This is a genomic window from Bacteroides fragilis, from assembly GCF_019583405.1.
In the GTDB taxonomy this organism is placed as follows: Bacteria; Bacteroidota; Bacteroidia; order Bacteroidales; family Bacteroidaceae; genus Bacteroides; species Bacteroides fragilis_B.
Window position 1 is genome coordinate 425,937 of the sequence record NZ_SZUU01000001.1, and the last position, 19,960, is coordinate 445,896.

16 protein-coding genes are annotated in these 19,960 nt (G+C 41.1%); 6 read left to right on the forward strand and 10 right to left on the reverse strand.

What is annotated here, in order from left to right; genetic code table 11:
- Window positions 1-276 precede the first annotated feature (276 nt).
- Window positions 277-2,388 carry an outer membrane beta-barrel family protein gene (locus tag FDF36_RS01755; RefSeq protein WP_220390098.1) on the forward strand — a complete coding sequence of 704 codons (2,112 nt, stop codon included), beginning with the start codon at window positions 277-279 and terminating at the stop codon, window positions 2,386-2,388.
- A 295-nt stretch (window positions 2,389-2,683) separates the two neighbouring features.
- Window positions 2,684-4,351, forward strand: coding sequence for a formate--tetrahydrofolate ligase (locus tag FDF36_RS01760; RefSeq protein ID WP_220390099.1), 1,668 nt, complete (start codon window positions 2,684-2,686; stop codon window positions 4,349-4,351).
- Between the two features lie 87 nt (window positions 4,352-4,438).
- Here the strand turns inward: FDF36_RS01760 and FDF36_RS01765 are convergent, their stop codons facing one another.
- From FDF36_RS01765 to pyrB, 6 genes are all read right to left on the reverse strand, one after another.
- On the reverse strand, window positions 4,439-5,149 hold the full coding sequence (locus tag FDF36_RS01765) for a TapB family protein (protein WP_005820180.1): 711 nt from the start codon (window positions 5,147-5,149) through the stop codon (window positions 4,439-4,441).
- 182 nt (window positions 5,150-5,331) lie between these two features.
- Window positions 5,332-6,612: a serine hydroxymethyltransferase gene (gene glyA, locus FDF36_RS01770; RefSeq protein WP_005805953.1), complete on the reverse strand. Its 1,281-nt coding sequence runs from the start codon at window positions 6,610-6,612 to the stop codon at window positions 5,332-5,334.
- Window positions 6,613-6,719: 107 nt separating this feature from the next.
- Window positions 6,720-7,448: a porin family protein gene (locus tag FDF36_RS01775; protein ID WP_193683855.1), complete on the reverse strand. Its 729-nt coding sequence runs from the start codon at window positions 7,446-7,448 to the stop codon at window positions 6,720-6,722.
- A 4-nt stretch (window positions 7,449-7,452) separates the two neighbouring features.
- Window positions 7,453-8,022 (reverse strand): flavin reductase family protein, encoded by a 570-nt coding sequence (locus tag FDF36_RS01780; RefSeq protein WP_005805957.1) that lies wholly within the window; start codon window positions 8,020-8,022, stop codon window positions 7,453-7,455.
- 88 nt (window positions 8,023-8,110) lie between these two features.
- Window positions 8,111-8,572, reverse strand: a complete 462-nt coding sequence (gene pyrI / locus FDF36_RS01785; RefSeq protein WP_220390100.1) for an aspartate carbamoyltransferase regulatory subunit — start codon at window positions 8,570-8,572, stop codon at window positions 8,111-8,113.
- Window positions 8,573-8,576: 4 nt separating this feature from the next.
- Window positions 8,577-9,503 (reverse strand): aspartate carbamoyltransferase, encoded by a 927-nt coding sequence (gene pyrB, locus FDF36_RS01790; protein WP_005777613.1) that lies wholly within the window; start codon window positions 9,501-9,503, stop codon window positions 8,577-8,579.
- 431 nt (window positions 9,504-9,934) lie between these two features.
- Between pyrB and FDF36_RS01795 the strand changes: the two genes are divergently transcribed.
- Together FDF36_RS01795 and FDF36_RS01800 are read left to right on the forward strand one after the other, a co-directional pair.
- Window positions 9,935-10,213, forward strand: a complete 279-nt coding sequence (locus FDF36_RS01795) for a LysO family transporter (protein ID WP_005777620.1) — start codon at window positions 9,935-9,937, stop codon at window positions 10,211-10,213.
- Window positions 10,210-10,830 (forward strand): LysO family transporter, encoded by a 621-nt coding sequence (locus FDF36_RS01800; RefSeq protein ID WP_005777622.1) that lies wholly within the window; start codon window positions 10,210-10,212, stop codon window positions 10,828-10,830. The genes FDF36_RS01795 and FDF36_RS01800 overlap by 4 nt, the downstream gene beginning before the upstream one ends.
- Here FDF36_RS01800 and FDF36_RS01805 read toward each other — a convergent pair whose 3' ends face one another.
- Entirely contained in the window at window positions 10,831-11,748 is a 918-nt protein-coding gene (locus tag FDF36_RS01805) for a FimB/Mfa2 family fimbrial subunit (RefSeq protein ID WP_220390101.1), read from the reverse strand.
- A 23-nt stretch (window positions 11,749-11,771) separates the two neighbouring features.
- Window positions 11,772-13,151 (reverse strand): Mfa1 family fimbria major subunit, encoded by a 1,380-nt coding sequence (locus tag FDF36_RS01810; RefSeq protein WP_022012783.1) that lies wholly within the window; start codon window positions 13,149-13,151, stop codon window positions 11,772-11,774.
- A 241-nt stretch (window positions 13,152-13,392) separates the two neighbouring features.
- Here FDF36_RS01810 and FDF36_RS01815 point away from each other — a divergent pair, with 241 nt between their 5' ends.
- Together FDF36_RS01815 and FDF36_RS01820 are read left to right on the forward strand one after the other, a co-directional pair.
- Window positions 13,393-14,349: a hypothetical protein gene (locus FDF36_RS01815; protein ID WP_005777627.1), complete on the forward strand. Its 957-nt coding sequence runs from the start codon at window positions 13,393-13,395 to the stop codon at window positions 14,347-14,349.
- A 179-nt stretch (window positions 14,350-14,528) separates the two neighbouring features.
- A complete protein-coding gene (locus tag FDF36_RS01820) occupies window positions 14,529-16,700 on the forward strand; it encodes a fimbrial protein (protein ID WP_220390102.1) in 2,172 nt (723 codons plus the stop codon).
- Between the two features lie 3 nt (window positions 16,701-16,703).
- Here the strand turns inward: FDF36_RS01820 and FDF36_RS01825 are convergent, their stop codons facing one another.
- On the reverse strand, window positions 16,704-17,654 hold the full coding sequence (locus tag FDF36_RS01825; protein ID WP_220390103.1) for a Dyp-type peroxidase: 951 nt from the start codon (window positions 17,652-17,654) through the stop codon (window positions 16,704-16,706).
- Between the two features lie 215 nt (window positions 17,655-17,869).
- Window positions 17,870-19,954 (reverse strand): RagB/SusD family nutrient uptake outer membrane protein, encoded by a 2,085-nt coding sequence (locus FDF36_RS01830; protein WP_220390462.1) that lies wholly within the window; start codon window positions 19,952-19,954, stop codon window positions 17,870-17,872.
- Between the last annotated feature and the right edge of the window lie 6 nt (window positions 19,955-19,960).

Sequence of the window (19,960 nt, forward strand, 5' to 3'; positions counted from 1 at the left end):
GGGAATAACCATATATGGTCTGCAAGAGCTGAAAACTTTATCTCTACCTAACTTGTAACCGAATTCTTGATAATAGAAACTATTTGAATAAATGAACTTTAACCCCAGGATTCATGGGGATATTATTAAGCTGTCAACTCTTTATCGTCTTTGTTTCGCTTCAATTTTCTCATTAATATCAATAACATTAGATAACACTACATAAGCCAGTGATAACTCATTGTTTTGTCTTTTCTTCCGTACTTTGTGGCTGTAACTCAAACAAAGAACGAAAAGATGAAACGAATTTACGTAACTTTAGTGTTTGTTGCTGTTGTCTGTTGTCAGATGACGGCGCAAAATGGAGACCAGATACTTTCTGCGGATAGCCTGATAACAATGGATGGATGTTTAGACAGTTTATACAGATCCTTACCCGAAGTGATGGTGGTAGGTGAACGTCCGGTAGTAAAAGCTATGCAGGGCAAACTTGTATATGATTTACCACGGCTTCTCAAAAATGTGGCGGTGGATAATGCTTATGATGCAGTGAAGGAACTTCCTGGTGTCACGGAAATGAACGACAATCTGACTTTAGGTGGAAAGAGCGTCACTGTTGTATTGGATGGCAAGGTGACTACAATGACACCCGAACAATTGAACACTTTATTAAAAAGTATACCTGTCAGTCGTATTGAAAAAGCTGAAGTAATGTATTCGGCTCCTGCACGTTATCAAGTGCGTGGGGCCATGATAAACATTTGTTTGAAGCAAAGTGGTTTAGAAGAATCCTCCTTGCAAGGAGAATTTTTCAGTGATTATCGGCAAAAGCATTATGAGAGTCTGACTGAGCGTGCAAGCCTTCTGTATTCCGGACATAAATTTTCTGTGGATTTTCTTTACTCTTACGGTCATGGACGGAACTATTTCTTGACGGATAAGAAGGCCTTGCACACTTTGTCGGACGGTACGATACATCCCATGAACACCTATGAATCTCAGAAAAGCCGTTTTAACAGGCACAATTTACGTTTGGGCGGTGATTATCTTTTTACTGACGATCATCAACTCAGTTTTACATACAATGCTCAGTATATGAATGGCTTTAATTTAAGTACAGTGAATGGTACACAAACATCAAATGCTCGTACCCGGATGGCCGATCAACTACATAACGGGCGGATCGATTATCAAGCCCCGTTCGGAATGAAAGCAGGAGTGGAATATACTTATTATCTTTCGCCTTCTTCACAATTACTGCATAGCCGGTTAGAAAGCGATGAATTGAATTTTCGTAGCAACGATTCTCAACGTATCAACCGTTGGAGACTTTTCCTTTATCAAAAGCATGAATTGACCGATGGATGGGGAGTAAACTATGGAGCTGTCTATACTACAAGTTTAGACAACAGCTATCAATACTATTATAATTCAGAGAATGACAAAATGATGTTGGAAAGCAACAACATGAAGTCTCGTAGGCGAGAACAAACATTGAATTTCTATGCGGGATTTAACAAGAGTTTTGGCGATAAATTGTCTTTGGATGTTTCGTTAGCTGCCGAACAGTTCCATACGACTGTATGGAATGAATGGAGTCTATATCCGGCTTTTAATATCAATTATGCTCCGATACCGGGAAACGTATGGCAATTGTCGCTCAGTAGTGATAAAAGTTATCCCGACTATTGGGCTACTCAAGATGCTGTGTCCTATATGGGAGGTGGATACTCAGAAATTCATGGAAATCCTTATCTGAAACCGGAAATCAATTATCAGCTACAATTGACTTATATTCTGAAGAGTAAATATATGTTCAATACCTGGTATAGCTATACTAAAGATAATGCAACACAAACTCTTTATCAGTCCCCTGACCGATTGGTTGAGATCTATGAATACTTTAATTTTGATTTTGAGCAACAAGCAGGTATACAAGCTGTTGTTCCACTTACTGTAGGTCGCTGGTTAAGTTCACGTTTTACGTTGACGGGTGTTTACGATCGTCAGAAAGACAATGACTTCTGGAATATTCCTTTTGACAGGAAAGTATATTATGCCATATTGAATATGAATCATACGCTGACCCTTTCTTCCCATCCGGATCTCAGGTTGATTGTGAATGGAATGATACGCAGTAGGGCAATACAGGGCATTTATGATTTGCCGGTATCCGGCAATTTAGATGTAGCACTCAGGTATGCCTTTGCCGGTGAGAAAGCGTTACTGACCCTTCGGTGCAACGACTTGTTTGAAACGGCTCAAATTTCTCCACGCATTCGTTATGCTACCCAAAACGTAACAAACCATTATTCTGCTTTCCGTGAATTTGGTATTTCATTTACCTATAAATTTGGAGGATATAAAGAGAAAAAACGTGAGGGTGTGGATATTTCACGTTTCAAGTAGATTTGCTCTTGAGGTTTAGGGGGCTATTGGACAGATAAAGTTATTGTTATTCTGATGTGTTGGATCTATATTTTCGAATAATCTGCAGATGATTAGTTGACACAGAGACACGAAGATAATACATCGTACCATATTGCTTGTCTATTAAGTAGTAAATATTGGTCTTCTCTGGTGAAAAATCCAGCAATCATGTGGCATCTTTTTATCTCTACTAAAAAAAGGTAATAAAGACAACTTTGATATGGAGTTAATTGTTAATTTTGCAACTCCATTTACAAACTTAATAACTCTCAATATGAAATCAGACATAGAAATAGCACGTGGTGTTGAACTGAAGAAAGTAAAACAAGTGGCTGAAAGCATCGGCATACCTCGCGATGAAGTAGAAAATTATGGCCGGTATATCGCAAAAATCCCTGAATATCTGATTGATGAAGAAAAGGTGAAACAGAGCAATCTGATTTTGGTCACTGCCATTACCGCAACGAAAGCAGGGATTGGTAAAACGACTGTATCCATAGGTCTTGCATTAGGATTAAACAAGATAGGTAAAAAGGCAATTGTTGCTTTGCGTGAACCTTCTTTAGGACCATGTTTCGGTATGAAAGGAGGGGCAGCTGGAGGAGGTTATGCCCAGGTACTTCCGATGGAAAAGATTAATTTGCATTTTACCGGTGATTTCCATGCCATCACTTCGGCTCACAACATGATCTCTGCATTACTGGACAATTATTTATACCAGAATCAATCTAAAGGTTTTGGTCTGAAAGAGATTCTCTGGCGTCGCGTACTCGATGTCAACGATCGTTCATTACGCAATATCGTAGTTGGTCTTGGTCCGAAAACAAATGGTATTACACAGGAATCCGGATTTGACATTACACCGGCTTCGGAAATTATGGCTATTCTTTGTCTTTCAAAGGATGTAGATGATCTCCGCCGTCGTATCGAGAATATTCTTTTAGGCTACACCTATGATAACAAACCGTTTACTGTAAAAGATCTGGGCGTGGCAGGGGCTATTACTGTCTTGCTGAAAGATGCTATACATCCTAATCTGGTACAGACTACCGAAGGTACCGCTGCATTTGTACATGGTGGTCCATTTGCAAACATTGCTCATGGCTGTAACTCTATTTTGGCAACAAAAATGGCGATGACTTTTGGAGATTATGTTATCACTGAAGCCGGCTTCGGTGCCGATCTGGGAGCAGAGAAATTTTATAATATTAAATGTCGTAAGAGCGGGCTTCAACCACGTCTGACAGTGATTGTTGCCACAGCACAAGGGCTAAAAATGCACGGAGGAGTAAGTCTGGACCGAATTAAAGAACCGAATCTTGAAGGATTGAAAGAAGGTTTGCGCAATTTGGACAAGCATGTTCGTAATCTTCGTTCGTTCGGTCAGACGGTTATCGTTGCTTTCAATAAATTTGCGAGTGATACGGATGAAGAAATGGAGTTGCTTCGTGAGCACTGTGAGCAGTTAGGAGTAGGCTATGCTATCAATAATGCCTTTACGGAAGGAGGTGAGGGTGCTGCCGAACTGGCGAACCTTGTGGCTGAAACAATTGAGAATAAGCCGTCTGAACCTTTACGGTTTACATATAATGATGAGGACAGCGTACAGCAGAAAATAGAGAAAATCGCAATCAATCTATATGGTGCAAGTATCGTGACTTATAGTACACTGACCCGTAACAAGATTAAATTGATTGAAGAAATGGGTATTGGTCATTATCCTGTATGTATTGCTAAAACCCAATATTCTTTCTCTGCCGATCCGAAAGTATATGGTGTGGTAGATAATTTCGAACTTCATATTAAAGATATCGTTATAAATAACGGTGCCGAGATGATCGTAGCGATTGCGGGCGAAATAATGCGTATGCCGGGTTTACCTAAAGAACCACAAGCTCTGCATATTGACATCGTGGATGGTAATATTGAAGGATTGAGTTAAAAAAAGTCCGATATAAAGTAATAAATAAATCCCCGCTATTCTTCTTGAAAGAATGGCGGGGATGACGGATATATAGAGTCCAGTGTGCTACTTTTTGATTCTTTCTAACACACTGTACGATTGTAGTTCCTTCTTATTGTTGTATTGTTCGGAGCGGACAATTCCAATATTGGGTGCATACCATTCATATCCATAACCTTTTATTGTTTCCTGAGGAGTCCAGATATTCATTTCGTACTTTACTTTGGTACAATAGAATGCTCCTGCTGGAGTGTTTACCGTTTCGGTAGCAACAAATTCCCGGTCGAAGATAGAAATTTCGGCGCGGTTATTTTTATTGCCTTTTTGATAAAGACGCAGAGTGCCGTCATCAAACTCATCATCGTCTCCCGGACTCATTGGATCGGAAAATGCATTCGGGTAATTCATTAAATCTCCCATCATATATACATCGGCATTCATCATATTAAGTGCAGTGGGGAATGTGGCCACATCTCCCATACTCATAGAGAAGTTACCGTCATTGCAGCGAGCCACCATTTGCCCGGAATTGAGTGTTTTTCCGGAAGCATCAGTAAATGTATAGTTGGCTACTACTTCCATTCCTGAAGGGTAATCGTAGGCTTGGTCTACTCTGTAAACAAGGATGTTGGTGAGTTTACCATCAGCGGTATAACAATTACGAGTGATTTGCTCACCTTCTTGGTTAGGAAAGAAGAAGGCGCAATCCTGATTTTGAGCCATAGCTCCTGCAGCAACAAATAATGTAGTTGCAACCATTAAATTTCTTATTTTCATATCAGTTTAGGTATTAAGTGAATATCTTCTTTTTTTTAACTACTTAACAACGGTTCTTAGGAAGGAAAGGTTTTAGGGTAGGCTGTTAATGCCATGTTAAAAGAGCAAAAAAATGCCCGCAACTTTCTTCACAGAGAATTGCGAGCCCACGTATGTTATTGTTTAATACTAAAATGTGCTATTTAATAAGCGAAGATCGGATATTTTTCCATTGTCTTATTGACACGTGCACGTACTTGTGCTATCACTTCTTCGTTCTCTACATTCGATAGAACGGTTTCGATCATTTCTGCAATTTCCAGCATCAGATCTTCTTTTGCACCACGAGTTGTGATAGCGGGAGTACCCAAACGGATACCTGAAGTCTGGAATGCAGAACGACTATCGAACGGAACCATGTTTTTATTGACTGTTATATCAGCAGATACAAGTGCTTTTTCGGCAACTTTACCTGTCAAGTCAGGATATTTACTGCGTAGATCCACCAGCATCGAATGATTATCCGTACCGCCGGAAACGATGGTAAAGCCACGGTCAATTAAGGCTTGTGCCAATACGGCAGCATTCTTTTGCACTTGTTTCTGATATTCCTTATATTCCGGTTGCAAACACTCACCGAAAGCTACGGCTTTAGCTGCAATTACATGTTCCAGCGGGCCACCCTGTATTCCGGGGAATACAGCTGAGTCGAGCAACTGAGACATCATTTTAATTTCTCCTTTTGGAGTTTTCTTTCCCCATGGATTGGGGAAATCTTTACCCATCATGATTACACCGCCACGAGGTCCCCGCAAGGTCTTGTGGGTAGTTGAAGTTACGATATGAGCATATTTCACAGGATTGTCCAACAGCCCTGCTGCAATTAATCCGGCAGGATGTGCCATGTCAATCATAAGGATTGCACCCACCTTGTCGGCAATTTCGCGCATACGTTTGTAATCCCATTCACGAGAGTAGGCTGAACCTCCTCCAATTATCATTTTGGGTTTCTCACGTAATGCCACTTCTTCCATCTGGTCGTAATCCACGCGACCGGTTTCCTGTTTTAAATTATATTCGCAGGGAGTGTAAATGATTCCCGAAGTATTTACTAATGAACCATGTGAAAGGTGACCTCCGTGTGCCAGATTCAGTCCCATGAACTTGTCGCCCGGGTTCAACACAGCAAGAAATACAGCAGCATTAGCCTGTGCTCCTGAGTGAGGTTGTACATTGGCCCATTCTGCACCGAAAATCTCTTTCAAGCGGTCGATGGCAATTTGTTCACTCTGGTCTACCACCTCACAGCCGCCATAATAGCGTTTGCCCGGATATCCTTCCGCATATTTATTGGTAAGACAAGATCCCATTGCCTCCATCACCTGATCACTCACGAAATTCTCTGATGCGATCAGCTCAATGCCTTTCAACTGACGTTGATGTTCTTTTTCGATAATCTCGAAAATTAAATCGTCTCTTTTCATTATTTGTTATAATAAGATTAAAGTATATCTTGAAACCTTTATTATTATAATCGCACAAATTTAGGTAATATTTAAAGAGTGTGCAACCTTTTAGCTAAAAAAGTTATTTAAAATATAACTCCGAGTGAAAAACTAAGTACATTATCACGGCGTCGAAAAGTGATATTACTTACTTCCGGCTTACCCTCGACGTCTATATTATCGTAAGTAACAGACTTCGACAAGTTGTGAAGTCCTTGTTCATAACGAAAATCGAAAAAGATACGTGAAATGCTGACGCTTACTCCGATTACTGCACTGGCATTGAAGGGATGTAAGCTCTCATGGATGCCTTGCTGGTCGAAGTTCTCAAAGGTGATTTTATTTTTTTGATTCCACAGATATCTTAGTTTCGGTCCGGCAAAAAGAGACATGCTGTAAGGCCCTTGTCTTACTACGTGATAGCCGTAAAGCAACGGAAAATCAACACTGTGAATAGTTGAATTAACCGATGCATAGTCAGGTTCGATATCGGGATGTTGTGAACCCAGTTTGTCGAAAGTGATTTCGCATCTGCTGATATTATACGATATCTCGGGCTGTATAAAGTGTCTCTTCATGTTGAAGCGCATGAAGAGGGCACCGAAATAACCGATTTTATAATTATTCTGAATCTCGTCAATGGTTACATCCTTGATTTTCAGATTGGAAACCAAAAACATCGAAGAGTTAAAACCGCCCCTGATTCCTATATTTATTTTGCGGTCATCCGGGCGTTTTTCCTTTTTATGATCACCTTCACCATAAGCGGCAAAAGTAATCCACATATATATAAAAAGGAGAATCACTCGTTTCATAGCTTCACTTTGTTTTTTTTTCTACTGACCAACCGAATTTACCGATCTTTTCTCCCAGATTATAATATCCCCCATGTACATATACAAGCGGATTAGCTTCTGCCAGTTCCAGTTTTCCGGTTTCCCGGTTTAAGTGACGGTCATCCGCCCGGATGTTTACCACATCGGCAATAAACATATCATGTGATCCTAAAGATACAATTTCTTTCACCCGGCATTCGATACAAAGGGGAGATTCCTCAATGAGAGGCGCACTCACCACTGTGCATTTACCCGGTGTCAGTTTCATTTCTTCAAATTTGTGATAATCCTTACCCGATCGTACCCCACACCAGTCTGTTGCAAAAGCCATATCCCGGGTTGTCAGGTTGATCACAAACTCCATATTCTTTTTTATAATAGGATAGGAGTAGCGTTCGGGACGGACAGAAATATAACACATCGGTGGATTGGTACAAATGGTTCCGGTCCAAGCCACCGTAAGTATATTGTATTCACTTTCATTGTTTCCGCAACTTACCAGTACGGCAGGTAACGGATAAATCAGGGTTCCGGGTTTCCAGTCTTGCTTCATCTTTTTTATTAACAGCGTGCTATATGCGCTACAAGTGCTATTACGCCATAGCACAGTATTTTAAAACTCGTAGCGCTATGTCACGTAACTAAATGATTGTGATATCTTCTCTTTTCTGTTCTTTTTCGCAATAATGGCATTTTATAACGCAATTATCCTTGTCAATCACATGGAATAACGTGGCCATCGGTTCATTGTTCGTAATACATTTCGGGTTGGCACATTTCACTATACCTTTCAACTCGTCCGGCATACGTACCTCTTTCTTCTCTACCACTTCGTAGTCACGGATAATGTTTAGTTTTACATGAGGTGCTACTACGGAAATACGGTTGATTTCTTCGTCACAGAAGAACTTGTCGGCAATCTTGATGATTCCTTTCTTACCCAGTTTCTTGCTGTCCAGATTGAATCCGATAGTAATATTGGTCGTCATGTGTTCCAACCCAAGCAGTGAAACTACAGTAAAGAGTTTCTCCGAAGGGATATGGTCGATAACAGTGCCGTTTTTCAGTGCGGCCACCTGTAGTTCTTGTTTATTCTCGCTCATGATTTTATAAAATATCTTGTAAAGTGATTCCTAATACATCGCAAAGTATAGCTTGACGGGCATAGAGACCGTTCTGTGCCTGCTGAAAGTAGTAAGCTTTCGGACTATCGTCCACGTCATAAGCTATTTCGTTAACACGTGGCAATGGATGCAGGATGCGGAGGTTAGGACGAGTGTTTTCGAGCATTTTCGCTTTTAGGATATATACATTCTTCACCCGTTCATATTCCATTAGGTCAGTGAAACGCTCACGTTGTACGCGGGTCATGTAAAGAATATCCGCATCCTTAATTACCTCTTCGTTGAAGTCTGTGTGCTCCACATATTTTATGTTATGTTCTTTGCAATAAATCTTATATTCTTCCGGCATCTTCAGCTCTTCGGGAGCAATGAAGTGGAAAGTCGGATTAAAATGCCGCATTGCCATCAACAAAGAGTGTACTGTACGTCCGTATTTCAGGTCACCTACCAGATAGATGTTCAGATTCTCCAGTGTACCTTGTGTTTTATAAATGGAGTAGAGATCGAGCATTGTTTGTGAAGGGTGCTGATTGGCTCCGTCCCCGGCGTTTACGATAGGCACCGGAGCCACTTCACTTGCATAGCGTGCTGCTCCTTCCAGAAAATGCCGCATTACAATCACGTCAGCGTAGTTACTAACCATCATAATTGTATCTTTCAGAGTTTCCCCTTTGGATGAGCTGGTAGCTTTAGGATCCGAGAATCCGATAACCCGTGCGCCCAGGCGATTGGCAGCAGTTTCGAAACTTAGCCGGGTGCGGGTAGAAGGTTCAAAAAATAGGGTAGCCACTACTTTACCTTCCAATAACCGGCGGTTGGGATTCTTCTCAAATTGTTTCGCCATTTCGAGCATATAGAGGATTTTTTCTTTCGAATGCTCCGCTATGGTTACTAAACTTCTGTTTTCCATATCGTTATATGTTTATTGATATATCCTTTATTTCGGTTTGTAAAGATACGAAGAAAAATACAGGTTCTGCAAGATTTTCATCGTCTTTTTATGAGTAATTCCACTACTATGATTATTTATATTTTGCATAATTATTTGGAAAATATGCGCAATAGTATTACCTTTGCACTGTAATTAATGAATAATATGAACCGATTGTTTACTACATATAGCATACATAATGCCGTGCAAGAAAATAAGATTCTGTACGGACACTGCATTGTGCATGTACATTGGTTTAGCGGATTTATCTGAATTACTCCCTGTTTTGTAGTTTGATTTATCTCTTTTCGTTCCCTTATTAATATAAGGTGAAAGGGAGGATATGTCCGGCAGCTTATACATAAAAGTTGCCAGGAAGTGCATTGTGTAACTTTTTAAAATATACGAGTATGTTTTCCATTATATCTATCATGTTTTTAGGTATTGGCATCGGTTATTTGCTGCGTAACCTGAAATTTCTGGAGAAAGTAGAAAAGAGTACTTCGCTTACGATATTCCTGCTACTTTTCGTGCTGGGCCTTTCGATAGGCTCCAATAGTTTAATCGTAAACAATCTGGGTAAATTCGGATGGCAAGCCATTGTGTTGGCTACTTCAAGTATCTTGGGCAGCATGTTGGCTTCTTTTCTCGTATTACGCCTGTTTTTCAAGAAAGGAGGAAAATCATGAAAGGCAGTCTGATTGTTGTCGCATTTTTCTGTATAGGTTGTCTGGTCGGAATTTTCAATGATTTCCAGTTTGACATGCACAATCTTTCTATGTACATACTTTATGCATTGATGTTGCAGGTTGGCATCAGTATCGGAAGCAATAAGAATCTGAAATTTCTGATCAAAAGCCTACGCCCCAATATGCTTTTAGTGCCGATAGCTACCATTGTCGGAACCCTTCTTTTTTCAGCTTTTGCCAGTTTATTACTGAGTCAGTGGAGTGTATTCGATTGTATGGCAGTGGGAAGCGGATTTGCATATTATTCCCTTTCATCCATCTTGATTACTCAGTTCAAGGAGGCTTCCGTAGGATTACAGTTGGCAACGGAACTTGGTACAATTGCTTTGCTGGCCAATATTTTCCGCGAAATGATGGCATTGCTGGGCGCACCACTGATCAGGAAATATTTTGGGAAACTGGCCCCTATTTCTGCTGCCGGTGTAAATTCAATGGATGTATTGTTGCCGTCCATTACTCACTATTCGGGGAAGGACATGATACCTGTTGCCATCTTTCACGGAATCCTCATTGATATGAGTGTACCTTTCTTTGTTTCATTGTTCTGCAGTTTATAGTCATATTTCTTCATTAACTATCTCCCAGCCATTAATCTTGATAATGACCGGGATGTAGTTATCGAAGGATATTTCAATGGTGAAATCATGGTTATGCTCAAAATCAATATTGGGATTTCCGCCTATAAGTTTACCAATAAGATTCTCATCATAGCGGATTGTACCTGTTTTGTCGGCAATTCGCAGCCGGGGTTCTCTATCTTTTTCCAGCCTCATTACATTGAAGTCGGCAATCAGCGGATCTGATTGTCCCGATGATGCTTCATAAATGGGAATATAGGTTATCCGGTCATCATCGGAGAATTGTGAATCATATCCATACTTACCGTTATTATCCTCTATATAAATGTTGTCACTTCTGTCTTGATTCAAATTATGGGCAATGACCCGGATATGATTCGTCATTTGTTTCAAGTTTATCAATACGATTGTTTTTTCTTTACTGTTAAGCTCCACTATATCGTGCATACCGTGATAGAGCAGTTTGGGCTGATTGGTTACCCGGTTGTCCTCCTGACGTTTTACAGATAGAAAGAAATCATCGATATAAGTTTTCCCCGGCACACATTCAGAAGTTTGATAAGTGCTTTTATCATAGCCATCCCATACTACAAATTGGTAACTGCCCTGTTTGTAAGGCAGCTCCATGACATAATTGTCATTGATTGAAGTCATAGAATCGTTTACCTGAGAGATAAAAAGTCCTTTTTCATCGAATATGAAAACAGCCAATCGATCGACACCTTGCGCAGTGCTCTGCCTTGAGTCTGCATTTGTGTCATAGCTGAATTTGAGGGCCAGCCCTCCATCATCTTGGGGACATCCGGACATATCTTCCCGGATGCAATTCGTGAGTACGAAAGGCAATATAATGAATATGAATACTCTGAATCCGGCTTCTATCTTGCAAGTAAACATTCTGTGGGGCATTAATTAGCTGGTTATAAATCGTGATCTTCTTCAATCACCTCCCAAGGGATAATCTGGATGTCGACCCCAATCCATGAATTAGGCTTGATTGGTTCTCCTCTGTCAAAGTTGTCCGAAGGATTTCCCGGTGCTTGTATAGAATTGATGTTGATCTTGAAATATTGGTTTCTGTAGATATTATAAGGAGCCTGTGGTGTGACTGCGTCACCGTTAACAAAAATATGATAGTAACACAATCCGTTGCTATACGTATTCTCCGATAATAGGTAGTTCCCATTGATAGATGGCATTTGCGGAGTATTTGCGGCACATAGCTCCGCAAACTTTTCTGCCGTAGGTCCATCTATAAAGTAATTGGCAACACCATCTGCAGTCCGCACGACAAAGAATGTTTTATCCGCCGGTTTCGGATTGACGATGATTTCAAAATCAGCCGCAACTACGGGGGGATTTATTTTGGCAGATATGATGTTATTGGGTGTAAATACCCCACTGACACTGATAAAAGTTGCTGCATCCACATTGGATGTACCCGAAATATACTGGAATGCATTTTCCGTAGCATAGGAAAAAGAGGTAGGCACATCAGCCGAAGCATAAACGTTGATGGCATCTGTTCCCCTCGTAAAATCTTCTGCGGTATAATTAGCCCAGTTATAGTCTTTGATGAGAGCGTCCCTGTTATCCTGAATAAAGTAGAATTTTTTATTCAGGTTTCTCCAGCCGAACTTCAGATCTGTCATCGTTCCGCCTCCGTTCACCACAAAGCTCTGTGATTGGAACACCGCCGCTTTTGCAGTGACGCGATTCACAGAAATGGTTATGTGATTGTTTTCGGCTTCACTTTTCTTCTCATATAAATCAGCAGCGGGCGTAAGGGTCGGATAAGCACTATTGAACATGACAAATCCATTTGTTTGATCCGCCAATTTTGTTATTTCTTGTGTGAAATCTTTATAGCTGAATGCACCCAATCCGTTAGAAGTAATATAGTTCACTATTTCTGCATTAAGGTTTACTCCCGCAAAAATATATTTATCCGTCTTTTTGGTGCTGACCGGTTGGCTGGTTACCCAGGTAGAACTCCCGGCTGGTTTCTGTGTGAGCGTACCTCCTGCGACCGTAAATTCAGCTACAGTAGGTGTATTGGGAGATTCTGCGTCATAAATAAACACATGTAGGGATTTCACTGTGCTTTCCGCTGCAATTCCCGGATCTGTAGATACTGCACGTGTCTTCGATGCGTGGGGAATGCTGATGGAAAAAGAGGCATATGCATCCGGGGCAATTACGTCCGGATTGCTGGGCTGGTCAACCCAATCATTGTCATTGCTGCATGCAGTCATAGTCAATGCAACCAGTGTAGTCATAAAGATTTTACTTGTTTTCATTATCTTTTTATTTAGGTGGATATACTACGTTTTTTTTCAGATAACAAATATACCTTCCAGACAGCAACGATTTGTGACTTTAAAAATGTATTTATAAACAAAAAGTGTCTATTGAAGCAACCCCTGAAAAAGAAAGCTCTGATAATGCAACGCACCGTCATCAAAGAAATTGTTCGTTTCGATAGGCGAAACAAAAGTTACAGACTACTTGTTTACAGATAAAAATATAAAAACAATGATTATGCGTAATATAAATACAGATTTAATAGATGCAATGAAAATATACTTACCCAAGGGGAACAATCTTGCAAATGCGCTGATGGATATTCTTTACCTTGGCAAAGAAGCTACTTACAGGCGGTTGCGGGGTGAAGTACCGTTCACTTTTGCCGAAGTTGCCACCATATCTCAACACATGGGCATCTCTCTTGATAAAATAGTAGGGGCCGATTTGAATGACAACGCTATCGTTAATCTGAATATGTTGCAATGCCAACGCCCTGCGGAGACCTATTATTCTATTATCGATTCGTATATAAAGTTGTTCGGTCAATTGATTGAACGGGAAAGTTCGGAAAGAAGCACCTCCTCAAATACCGTTCCGCAAACCCTGTATTTAAAGTATGAAGCCTTATCCAAATTCCAGCTTTTCAAATGGATTTACCAGCATGAAAGTACATATGCAGGCAGACATTATGAAGATTTGGAGATTCCGGAAAAATTGATTGACAAGCAAAAAGAATTTGTAAATCTGTCTCAGCTATTCCAGTCAACCAATTATGTATGGGATAAAGAGATATTTATCAGATTGGTCAATGAGGTCAAGTTTTTCTTAAATATCAATCTGATATCAGAAGACAGTGTAAAAAGAATAAAGAAGGAATTATTGATATTGCTGAATGAATTGGAGAAAATTTCAGCTCAGGGAAAATATTCATCCGGAAAAGATGTGAAAATATATATATCCGATATCAATTTTGAGTCTACATATAGTTATGTAGAAACAGATATTTACCATCAATGCCTGATAGGGGTCTTTTCCATTAATTCCATAACTTCGAAAGATGATTTTCTATTTCAGCATTTGAAGCTATGGATACAGTCATTAAAGAAGTATTCAACTTTGATTTCGCAGAGTGGCGAGGTTCAGCGAATCCATTTCTTTAACCGGCAACAAGAACTGGTGAAAAGTTTATAATGAAGTTTCGAAAATGGATACACGTCTTTACACACATTTCCGATTGTTGCATAATTGGACAATAAATTCATGTGAGATGTGATAATAGAAAAATCTTTGTTTACACCATTCATTAAACGCCACGGATTCCTTCCTGAAAAAGTCCATCTTTGTATCTGAGAAAATAAACCTAAACCCTAATGAAAAAATTAATGGTAATTCTGATAACCGGCCTTTTATATATGTCGTGTACCGACAGTATGGAAGTGTCCGGAGATGCAGATAGAAATAATACAGAGGATGTATCGGTAAGGTTAGTGATAACCATACCGGCCTCCACTACATATGCCCGGACGCGAGGAACATTTGCGACGACCGATCATGAGTCTAAAATCAGTGAGATTCAAGTGTTAGTGTTTGAAGAAGGTAAATATAAGTACCGTGTACCAGGCATATCCATCAACAACACTTCATCCGCTGCTTCTTTTAAAGCTTTATTAAAATCAAGCAGTTTGCCTTTAAAATTACTCATATTGGCCAATGCTACCGATGCGGTAATAGCCAATGAGCCTTTGGTGGATGATAGCGAAGATTTGGTGAAAAAGAACATCAATCTCCGGTTCAACAATATCACTTCCGATTTTCCAATGTATGGGGAGTATGAATTGCCCGGCGGATTAAAAGCAACGGTTATAAATAATATTACCGGGATAAAGATGTTACGTTCCATTGCACGGGTAGATGTGAAAGCTACGGAAGTGGCAAACTTTAAGTTGTCAGGGGTAAAAGCATATCGTGCCAATGACCACTTGCAGATAATACCCGATGAAACCGGAGTCGTCAGGGTTACGCTTCCGAGCGTACCTGTCGGAACTACCGGAAATGTAAACAGTGTCCTGTATCCTGTACCTGCTGAGAACCTGAATGAATTTTCAGCCCAACTTTACTTGCCTGAAGCCGATTCACCAACCCCGGACAACCGGGTAAGCCAGGCAACCTGTATTGTTGTGGAGGGTTATTATGAAGGGAGTGATCAACCGGGTTACTACCGTATGGATTTTGATCCCGATAATGTTGAAAATGCTTTCGGGCAAGTACTTCGTAATCATAAGTACATATTCAATATAAAGAAGGTTTCAGGTCCGGGGTGGGGTAGTCCGGACGAAGCGGCGAATAATCGTTCCGCCCATATCGTAGCCGAAGTACAGGCATGGGATGATTATACCATTGACATGAGTTTCGATGGAGAACATCATTTTGGGGTGTCTTCGCGAGAGATCATCCTCAAGAACAAAGCCGGTTCGGCAGGAATCATTAGTGTGAATACCGATCTTCCGGATTATACTTTACAATGGGCCGATGCCTCAGGAACTCCCCAAGGAACCGCCGACCAGTCATTGGCAAATGAATTCTTTAAAGTAGAAAAAACACAGAATGGGAGTCAACTGGTGATTACAGCTCTGCAGAACAATTCGGCAAGCAATATCCGTCGTACTCAAAACTTTGTGATTACAGCCCATCGCTGGCGTATTTTAGTGAATATACAGCAGAGATATGATGTAGCTGCCTACAAAACAATTGATCTTTTAACATTCAATGCCGGTTTGGGATATCTGGGAACGAATATCATTGGCTCTGGCAATGCAGAGGCGCGCGCAACCGGTCTTCGCGGAATACTCAATAATCAAAATAATTTCGGTCCGGCCGGAACAGTTGAATGCGGAGGATATAATCTGATTGGCGTGAGTGCGAGCAATAATAATCTGACAGATGCTCTTTTCGCGGCTTTTGATGTCGTTTATGTCCATTATATGAGCAATTCTTTATTCGGGATCTCGGATGCCCAGAAAGCGTACAATTGGGTGAAAGCTAAAAGGAACCGTGTCTTGATTGTTTCTTATGATGCCAGTGATGTCAGCCAGAATTTATTAAAAGAGATATTGGGTGGAAATAGTGGCATTTCTTTTTTAACGAGTAATACCGGTTCCTATCCTTTGGCAACTCTTGAGGATGGTAATAGCTACTTTACTACTAACGGGCCTTTTACCATTGCTCCATATACTCCTGTCAATACTGACTTCTCTTTACGCAATTATGATGCTTATCATGGCGAGATACAACTCAATACAGATGCATCCAAAGGTATTACTCCTATATTGATGGGGCCTGCAGGAGGTATTGTTTTGGGCGTTGACTATTCAAGGAGAATCGTTTATTGGGGAGATACGGATATTGGTAGTTCGGCATCCAGTTCAACGTCTACTACCGATAACCGTATAAACAATAATTCCGGGACCATTAATAATAATGCTTCCAAACTGATAGCCAATGTTTTCGCCTGGATAGCGGAGACTGTACTGTATGGAGAGTGATTACTATTCTCCTAGTTTAGCCAGCAAATCGTACGAAGGTACAAAAAACAATGTGCCTGTTACCGGAGTACTGAAGTCCAACAAACGATCGGTGTTCCCCACAGGATCACCAATAAACATGTTCTCCAACATTTTGCGGGTAGTACTGAAGGTGCTGGCATAGCCGATAAAGTATGTTCCATATTCTCCTTTCGAAGTGTTGGCAAACGGCATATTGGCACGTACGATTTTCAAATCGTCACCGATATTGGTTACAGCATTGTGGGCATTTTGCGGCTTCTCTTCGTCCGACAATTCCACATCATTATATTTGCGGCGGCCAATCACCTTTTCTTGTGCTTCGACCGGAAGCGAGTTCCACGCTACCATGTCATGGATATATTTCTGCACAAAAACGTAACTGCCTCCTGCGAATTGCGGGTCTTCGTCACCGACAACCGCAAAATGATAAGGTTTTTCATCTACGGCTGGATTCTCCGTACCGTCTACGAAACCGATGATCGCTTTTCCGTCCATATATCTGAACCCGTGTGTTTCATCGATAGATTCTGCCACACCTTTGAGTTTTTCGTCAATTATAGAAGCAAATTCAAAACAGAGACCCATCTGTTTAGCCCGGATGTGCAGTAACAGGTCGCCCGGGGTAGATACAGCTACATATTTATCTCCTTTTATCTCTTCAAAGGTACTTAACTCTTTAGGTTTGTCCAATTCCGGAAAAAGTCTGCTCCAGGCATCGGCACCAAACCCCATCGTGCAGCTAAATTGCATATCAGGAAAACGGTTACGCATACTGCGTATCAGGGCGGAGAAGTTAGCACATACATCTTTTACTTGCTTGATTGCATCGTCCGATTGCTTCAGTCCATAAACAATAAAAATAGCGTTTTCGCCTTGTTTCTCAGTTACATCTTGTGGTATATTTCCACCGAATAATTCTTCATGCGCATTCATACTTTCCTATATTTTTAAGTTGTTGTTTATTGTAGTCGGTCTGATCTGATCAAATCAGATTTTATTCTTTTCTATATATCATATAACTTAAAAGACGTGGCTTAGGTTCATTCGGAGATTTGATTTTGTTCACCACAGGATACATCGGCAAAACATACCTTGTATAAACTCTGTGGTGAACTTTGTTATATTACGGTTTTACGTATTTGGCGACACTACTCAAGCGCTTTTCCTGTACCGGCAGGCCAATATGGATTCTGATACATCATGGATGTATTGATATCTTCCGGATTGGTGGCCGACAATTGCAAGTCCTGTAATCCGAGTGGTTCCAGATAATAAGCTTTTTTCCAGGTATATCCGTCATAAAGTTGATTATTCGTTTGTGTCCTTCGCAGTGGTCGTACGTATTTTCCGTCCGATTTCGGCGACATGTTAGCAGATGTGCTGCCATCGGCTACTACAACAGACTTTTCATTTCCGTCTTTATCCGTGGTTGTGTAGAGTTTATAGGCTTCATCCCAAAAGTTGATACCTTCTACAATATACGGCTGTGTAAATAACCGGTCCCAAGAGCGCCATCTCTTCAGGTCGTCCCAGCGCATGCCCTCGGCGATAAATTCGCAGCGGCGTTCACGGCGAATGTTGTAAAGCGTTGCATCTACCATTCGGTCTCCCGAGTAGACTCCGAGGTCGTCTTCGCGGCTCAGATCCGTACTATTGATCGTCTTCTGATAGTCTTCATCGACACCGGCACGTCTGCGAATGGCTTTCCAGTAGTCCTGTGCCTTACTGTCTAACGAACCATTCTTCTCATAACAAGCCTCTATGTAGTTAAGATATGCTTCGGAAGCACGTAAAATAGGACAGGCATTGGTCCCCAGCAATTCGTCCGATCTGCTTTGTTCGTCATCATACGGATAGAACTTACGGGAACGATAACCGGTGATATCACGTGTCTGTTCCTGATCACTGATTACGGTAGATTTTACCCAAGGTACAGGTACCGGATTCGTCACCATGTTTCCCGCCTGGTCCTTATTGTAATTCTTCACTGTATCTGCCCTTTCGTCTGTCATCCACGCATCTTTTTCTCCCCACACAAACAGTTGCAAGCGCTCGTCGCGGTCTTTCTTTTCATCAGAAACCGTTCTGTCATCAATAGCATTGTTGCTTGCATAGATAGGCATACCGTCTTTCATCAGAAATGTTTTGATCAGTGAACGTGTCAGTCCGGTGCGGTCTCCGTTTTTAAGGCGTGCACCTACACAATGTGATACGGTAAGTGACAGGTTATATTGTTTCCACAGCAGTACTTCTTCCACGTTCGAAAGATCCGGCTGGCTGAACATTTCGAAATAAGGATTCCACCCATAAAGTGTATTGTATGGAGGATTCATGACATGCGAGTTTTCTGTCAGTTGAACATGATCGGCAACTGCTGCCGCTGCTTGCATCGCTTCCGTCAGGAAGAAGTTTATTTCTCCTGCTATATCGAATGTTTTTCCACTGTTATAGCTCATTACGGCTCCGGGCCATGTTGGATCACCCGGTATGCGCCCCGTTCCTTGATGATATTTCTCAAAGGTTGCTTCGAACAGTGCAACTCTTGATTTCAGCACCAATGCAGCCTGTTTGTTAATACGCTGGTTATTCTGGAAACCACGTTCTTTCAGGCGGCTGATAGCTTCGTCAAGATCTTTTAGAATGAAGCGTGCCACTTCATTGCGTGGTGCGCGCTGACTTTTTTTGATCAGTGTTTCGGAGTCGTCCGGCAATACTTCGGTAATGATGGGATAATCGCCAAAACGTACCAATGCGTTATAATAAGCCAGGGCACGGAAGAAATAAGCCTCTCCGATATACTGCTTCAACAATTCTGCATCTCCGGGAATCGTACCCTCTTTCTCTTTCGGCAGTACTTGTTCAAAGAGATAATTCCACACACGAATACGGTTCAGAGGTTCCTGAATGTTTTTCCCTTCGGGCACCTGTTTGTTTCCCGCAAAATAATCAAGGTTTCCATCATCACTCAATAAATTGTCGGTGTTAGCATCATTTCTTACCACTCCGGAGTTCCATGCCCTTTGGTGATACATCTTGGTTGTATTCGAATTTTCAAGGTAGTCATCATAGTAATTGATAACATAGCTTCCCACCTGATCTACTGTGTTGAAGTAATCTTCCGGAGTGATATCACTGATTGGCGAACGGTCCAGGAAATCGTTGCATGAAGTCAGTGCCAGTCCGCCCATTCCGATTAACGAGCAGAAACAGATATGTTTCAGTTTTAGTTTCATCATTTG

Bases quoted from the DNA above. Each gene is read 5' to 3' on its own strand.
- FDF36_RS01755 (WP_220390098.1), top strand. From the start codon at position 277: ATGAAACGAATTTACGTAACTTTAGTGTTTGTTGCTGTTGTCTGTTGT.
- FDF36_RS01760 (WP_220390099.1), top strand. From the start codon at position 2,684: ATGAAATCAGACATAGAAATAGCACGTGGTGTTGAACTGAAGAAAGTA.
- FDF36_RS01765 (WP_005820180.1), bottom strand. From the start codon at position 5,149: ATGAAAATAAGAAATTTAATGGTTGCAACTACATTATTTGTTGCTGCA.
- glyA (WP_005805953.1), bottom strand. From the start codon at position 6,612: ATGAAAAGAGACGATTTAATTTTCGAGATTATCGAAAAAGAACATCAA.
- FDF36_RS01775 (WP_193683855.1), bottom strand. From the start codon at position 7,448: ATGAAACGAGTGATTCTCCTTTTTATATATATGTGGATTACTTTTGCC.
- FDF36_RS01780 (WP_005805957.1), bottom strand. From the start codon at position 8,022: ATGAAGCAAGACTGGAAACCCGGAACCCTGATTTATCCGTTACCTGCC.
- pyrI (WP_220390100.1), bottom strand. From the start codon at position 8,572: ATGAGCGAGAATAAACAAGAACTACAGGTGGCCGCACTGAAAAACGGC.
- pyrB (WP_005777613.1), bottom strand. From the start codon at position 9,503: ATGGAAAACAGAAGTTTAGTAACCATAGCGGAGCATTCGAAAGAAAAA.
- FDF36_RS01795 (WP_005777620.1), top strand. From the start codon at position 9,935: ATGTTTTCCATTATATCTATCATGTTTTTAGGTATTGGCATCGGTTAT.
- FDF36_RS01800 (WP_005777622.1), top strand. From the start codon at position 10,210: ATGAAAGGCAGTCTGATTGTTGTCGCATTTTTCTGTATAGGTTGTCTG.
- FDF36_RS01805 (WP_220390101.1), bottom strand. From the start codon at position 11,748: ATGTTTACTTGCAAGATAGAAGCCGGATTCAGAGTATTCATATTCATT.
- FDF36_RS01810 (WP_022012783.1), bottom strand. From the start codon at position 13,151: ATGAAAACAAGTAAAATCTTTATGACTACACTGGTTGCATTGACTATG.
- FDF36_RS01815 (WP_005777627.1), top strand. From the start codon at position 13,393: ATGCGTAATATAAATACAGATTTAATAGATGCAATGAAAATATACTTA.
- FDF36_RS01820 (WP_220390102.1), top strand. From the start codon at position 14,529: ATGAAAAAATTAATGGTAATTCTGATAACCGGCCTTTTATATATGTCG.
- FDF36_RS01825 (WP_220390103.1), bottom strand. From the start codon at position 17,654: ATGAATGCGCATGAAGAATTATTCGGTGGAAATATACCACAAGATGTA.
- FDF36_RS01830 (WP_220390462.1), bottom strand. From the start codon at position 19,954: ATGAAACTAAAACTGAAACATATCTGTTTCTGCTCGTTAATCGGAATG.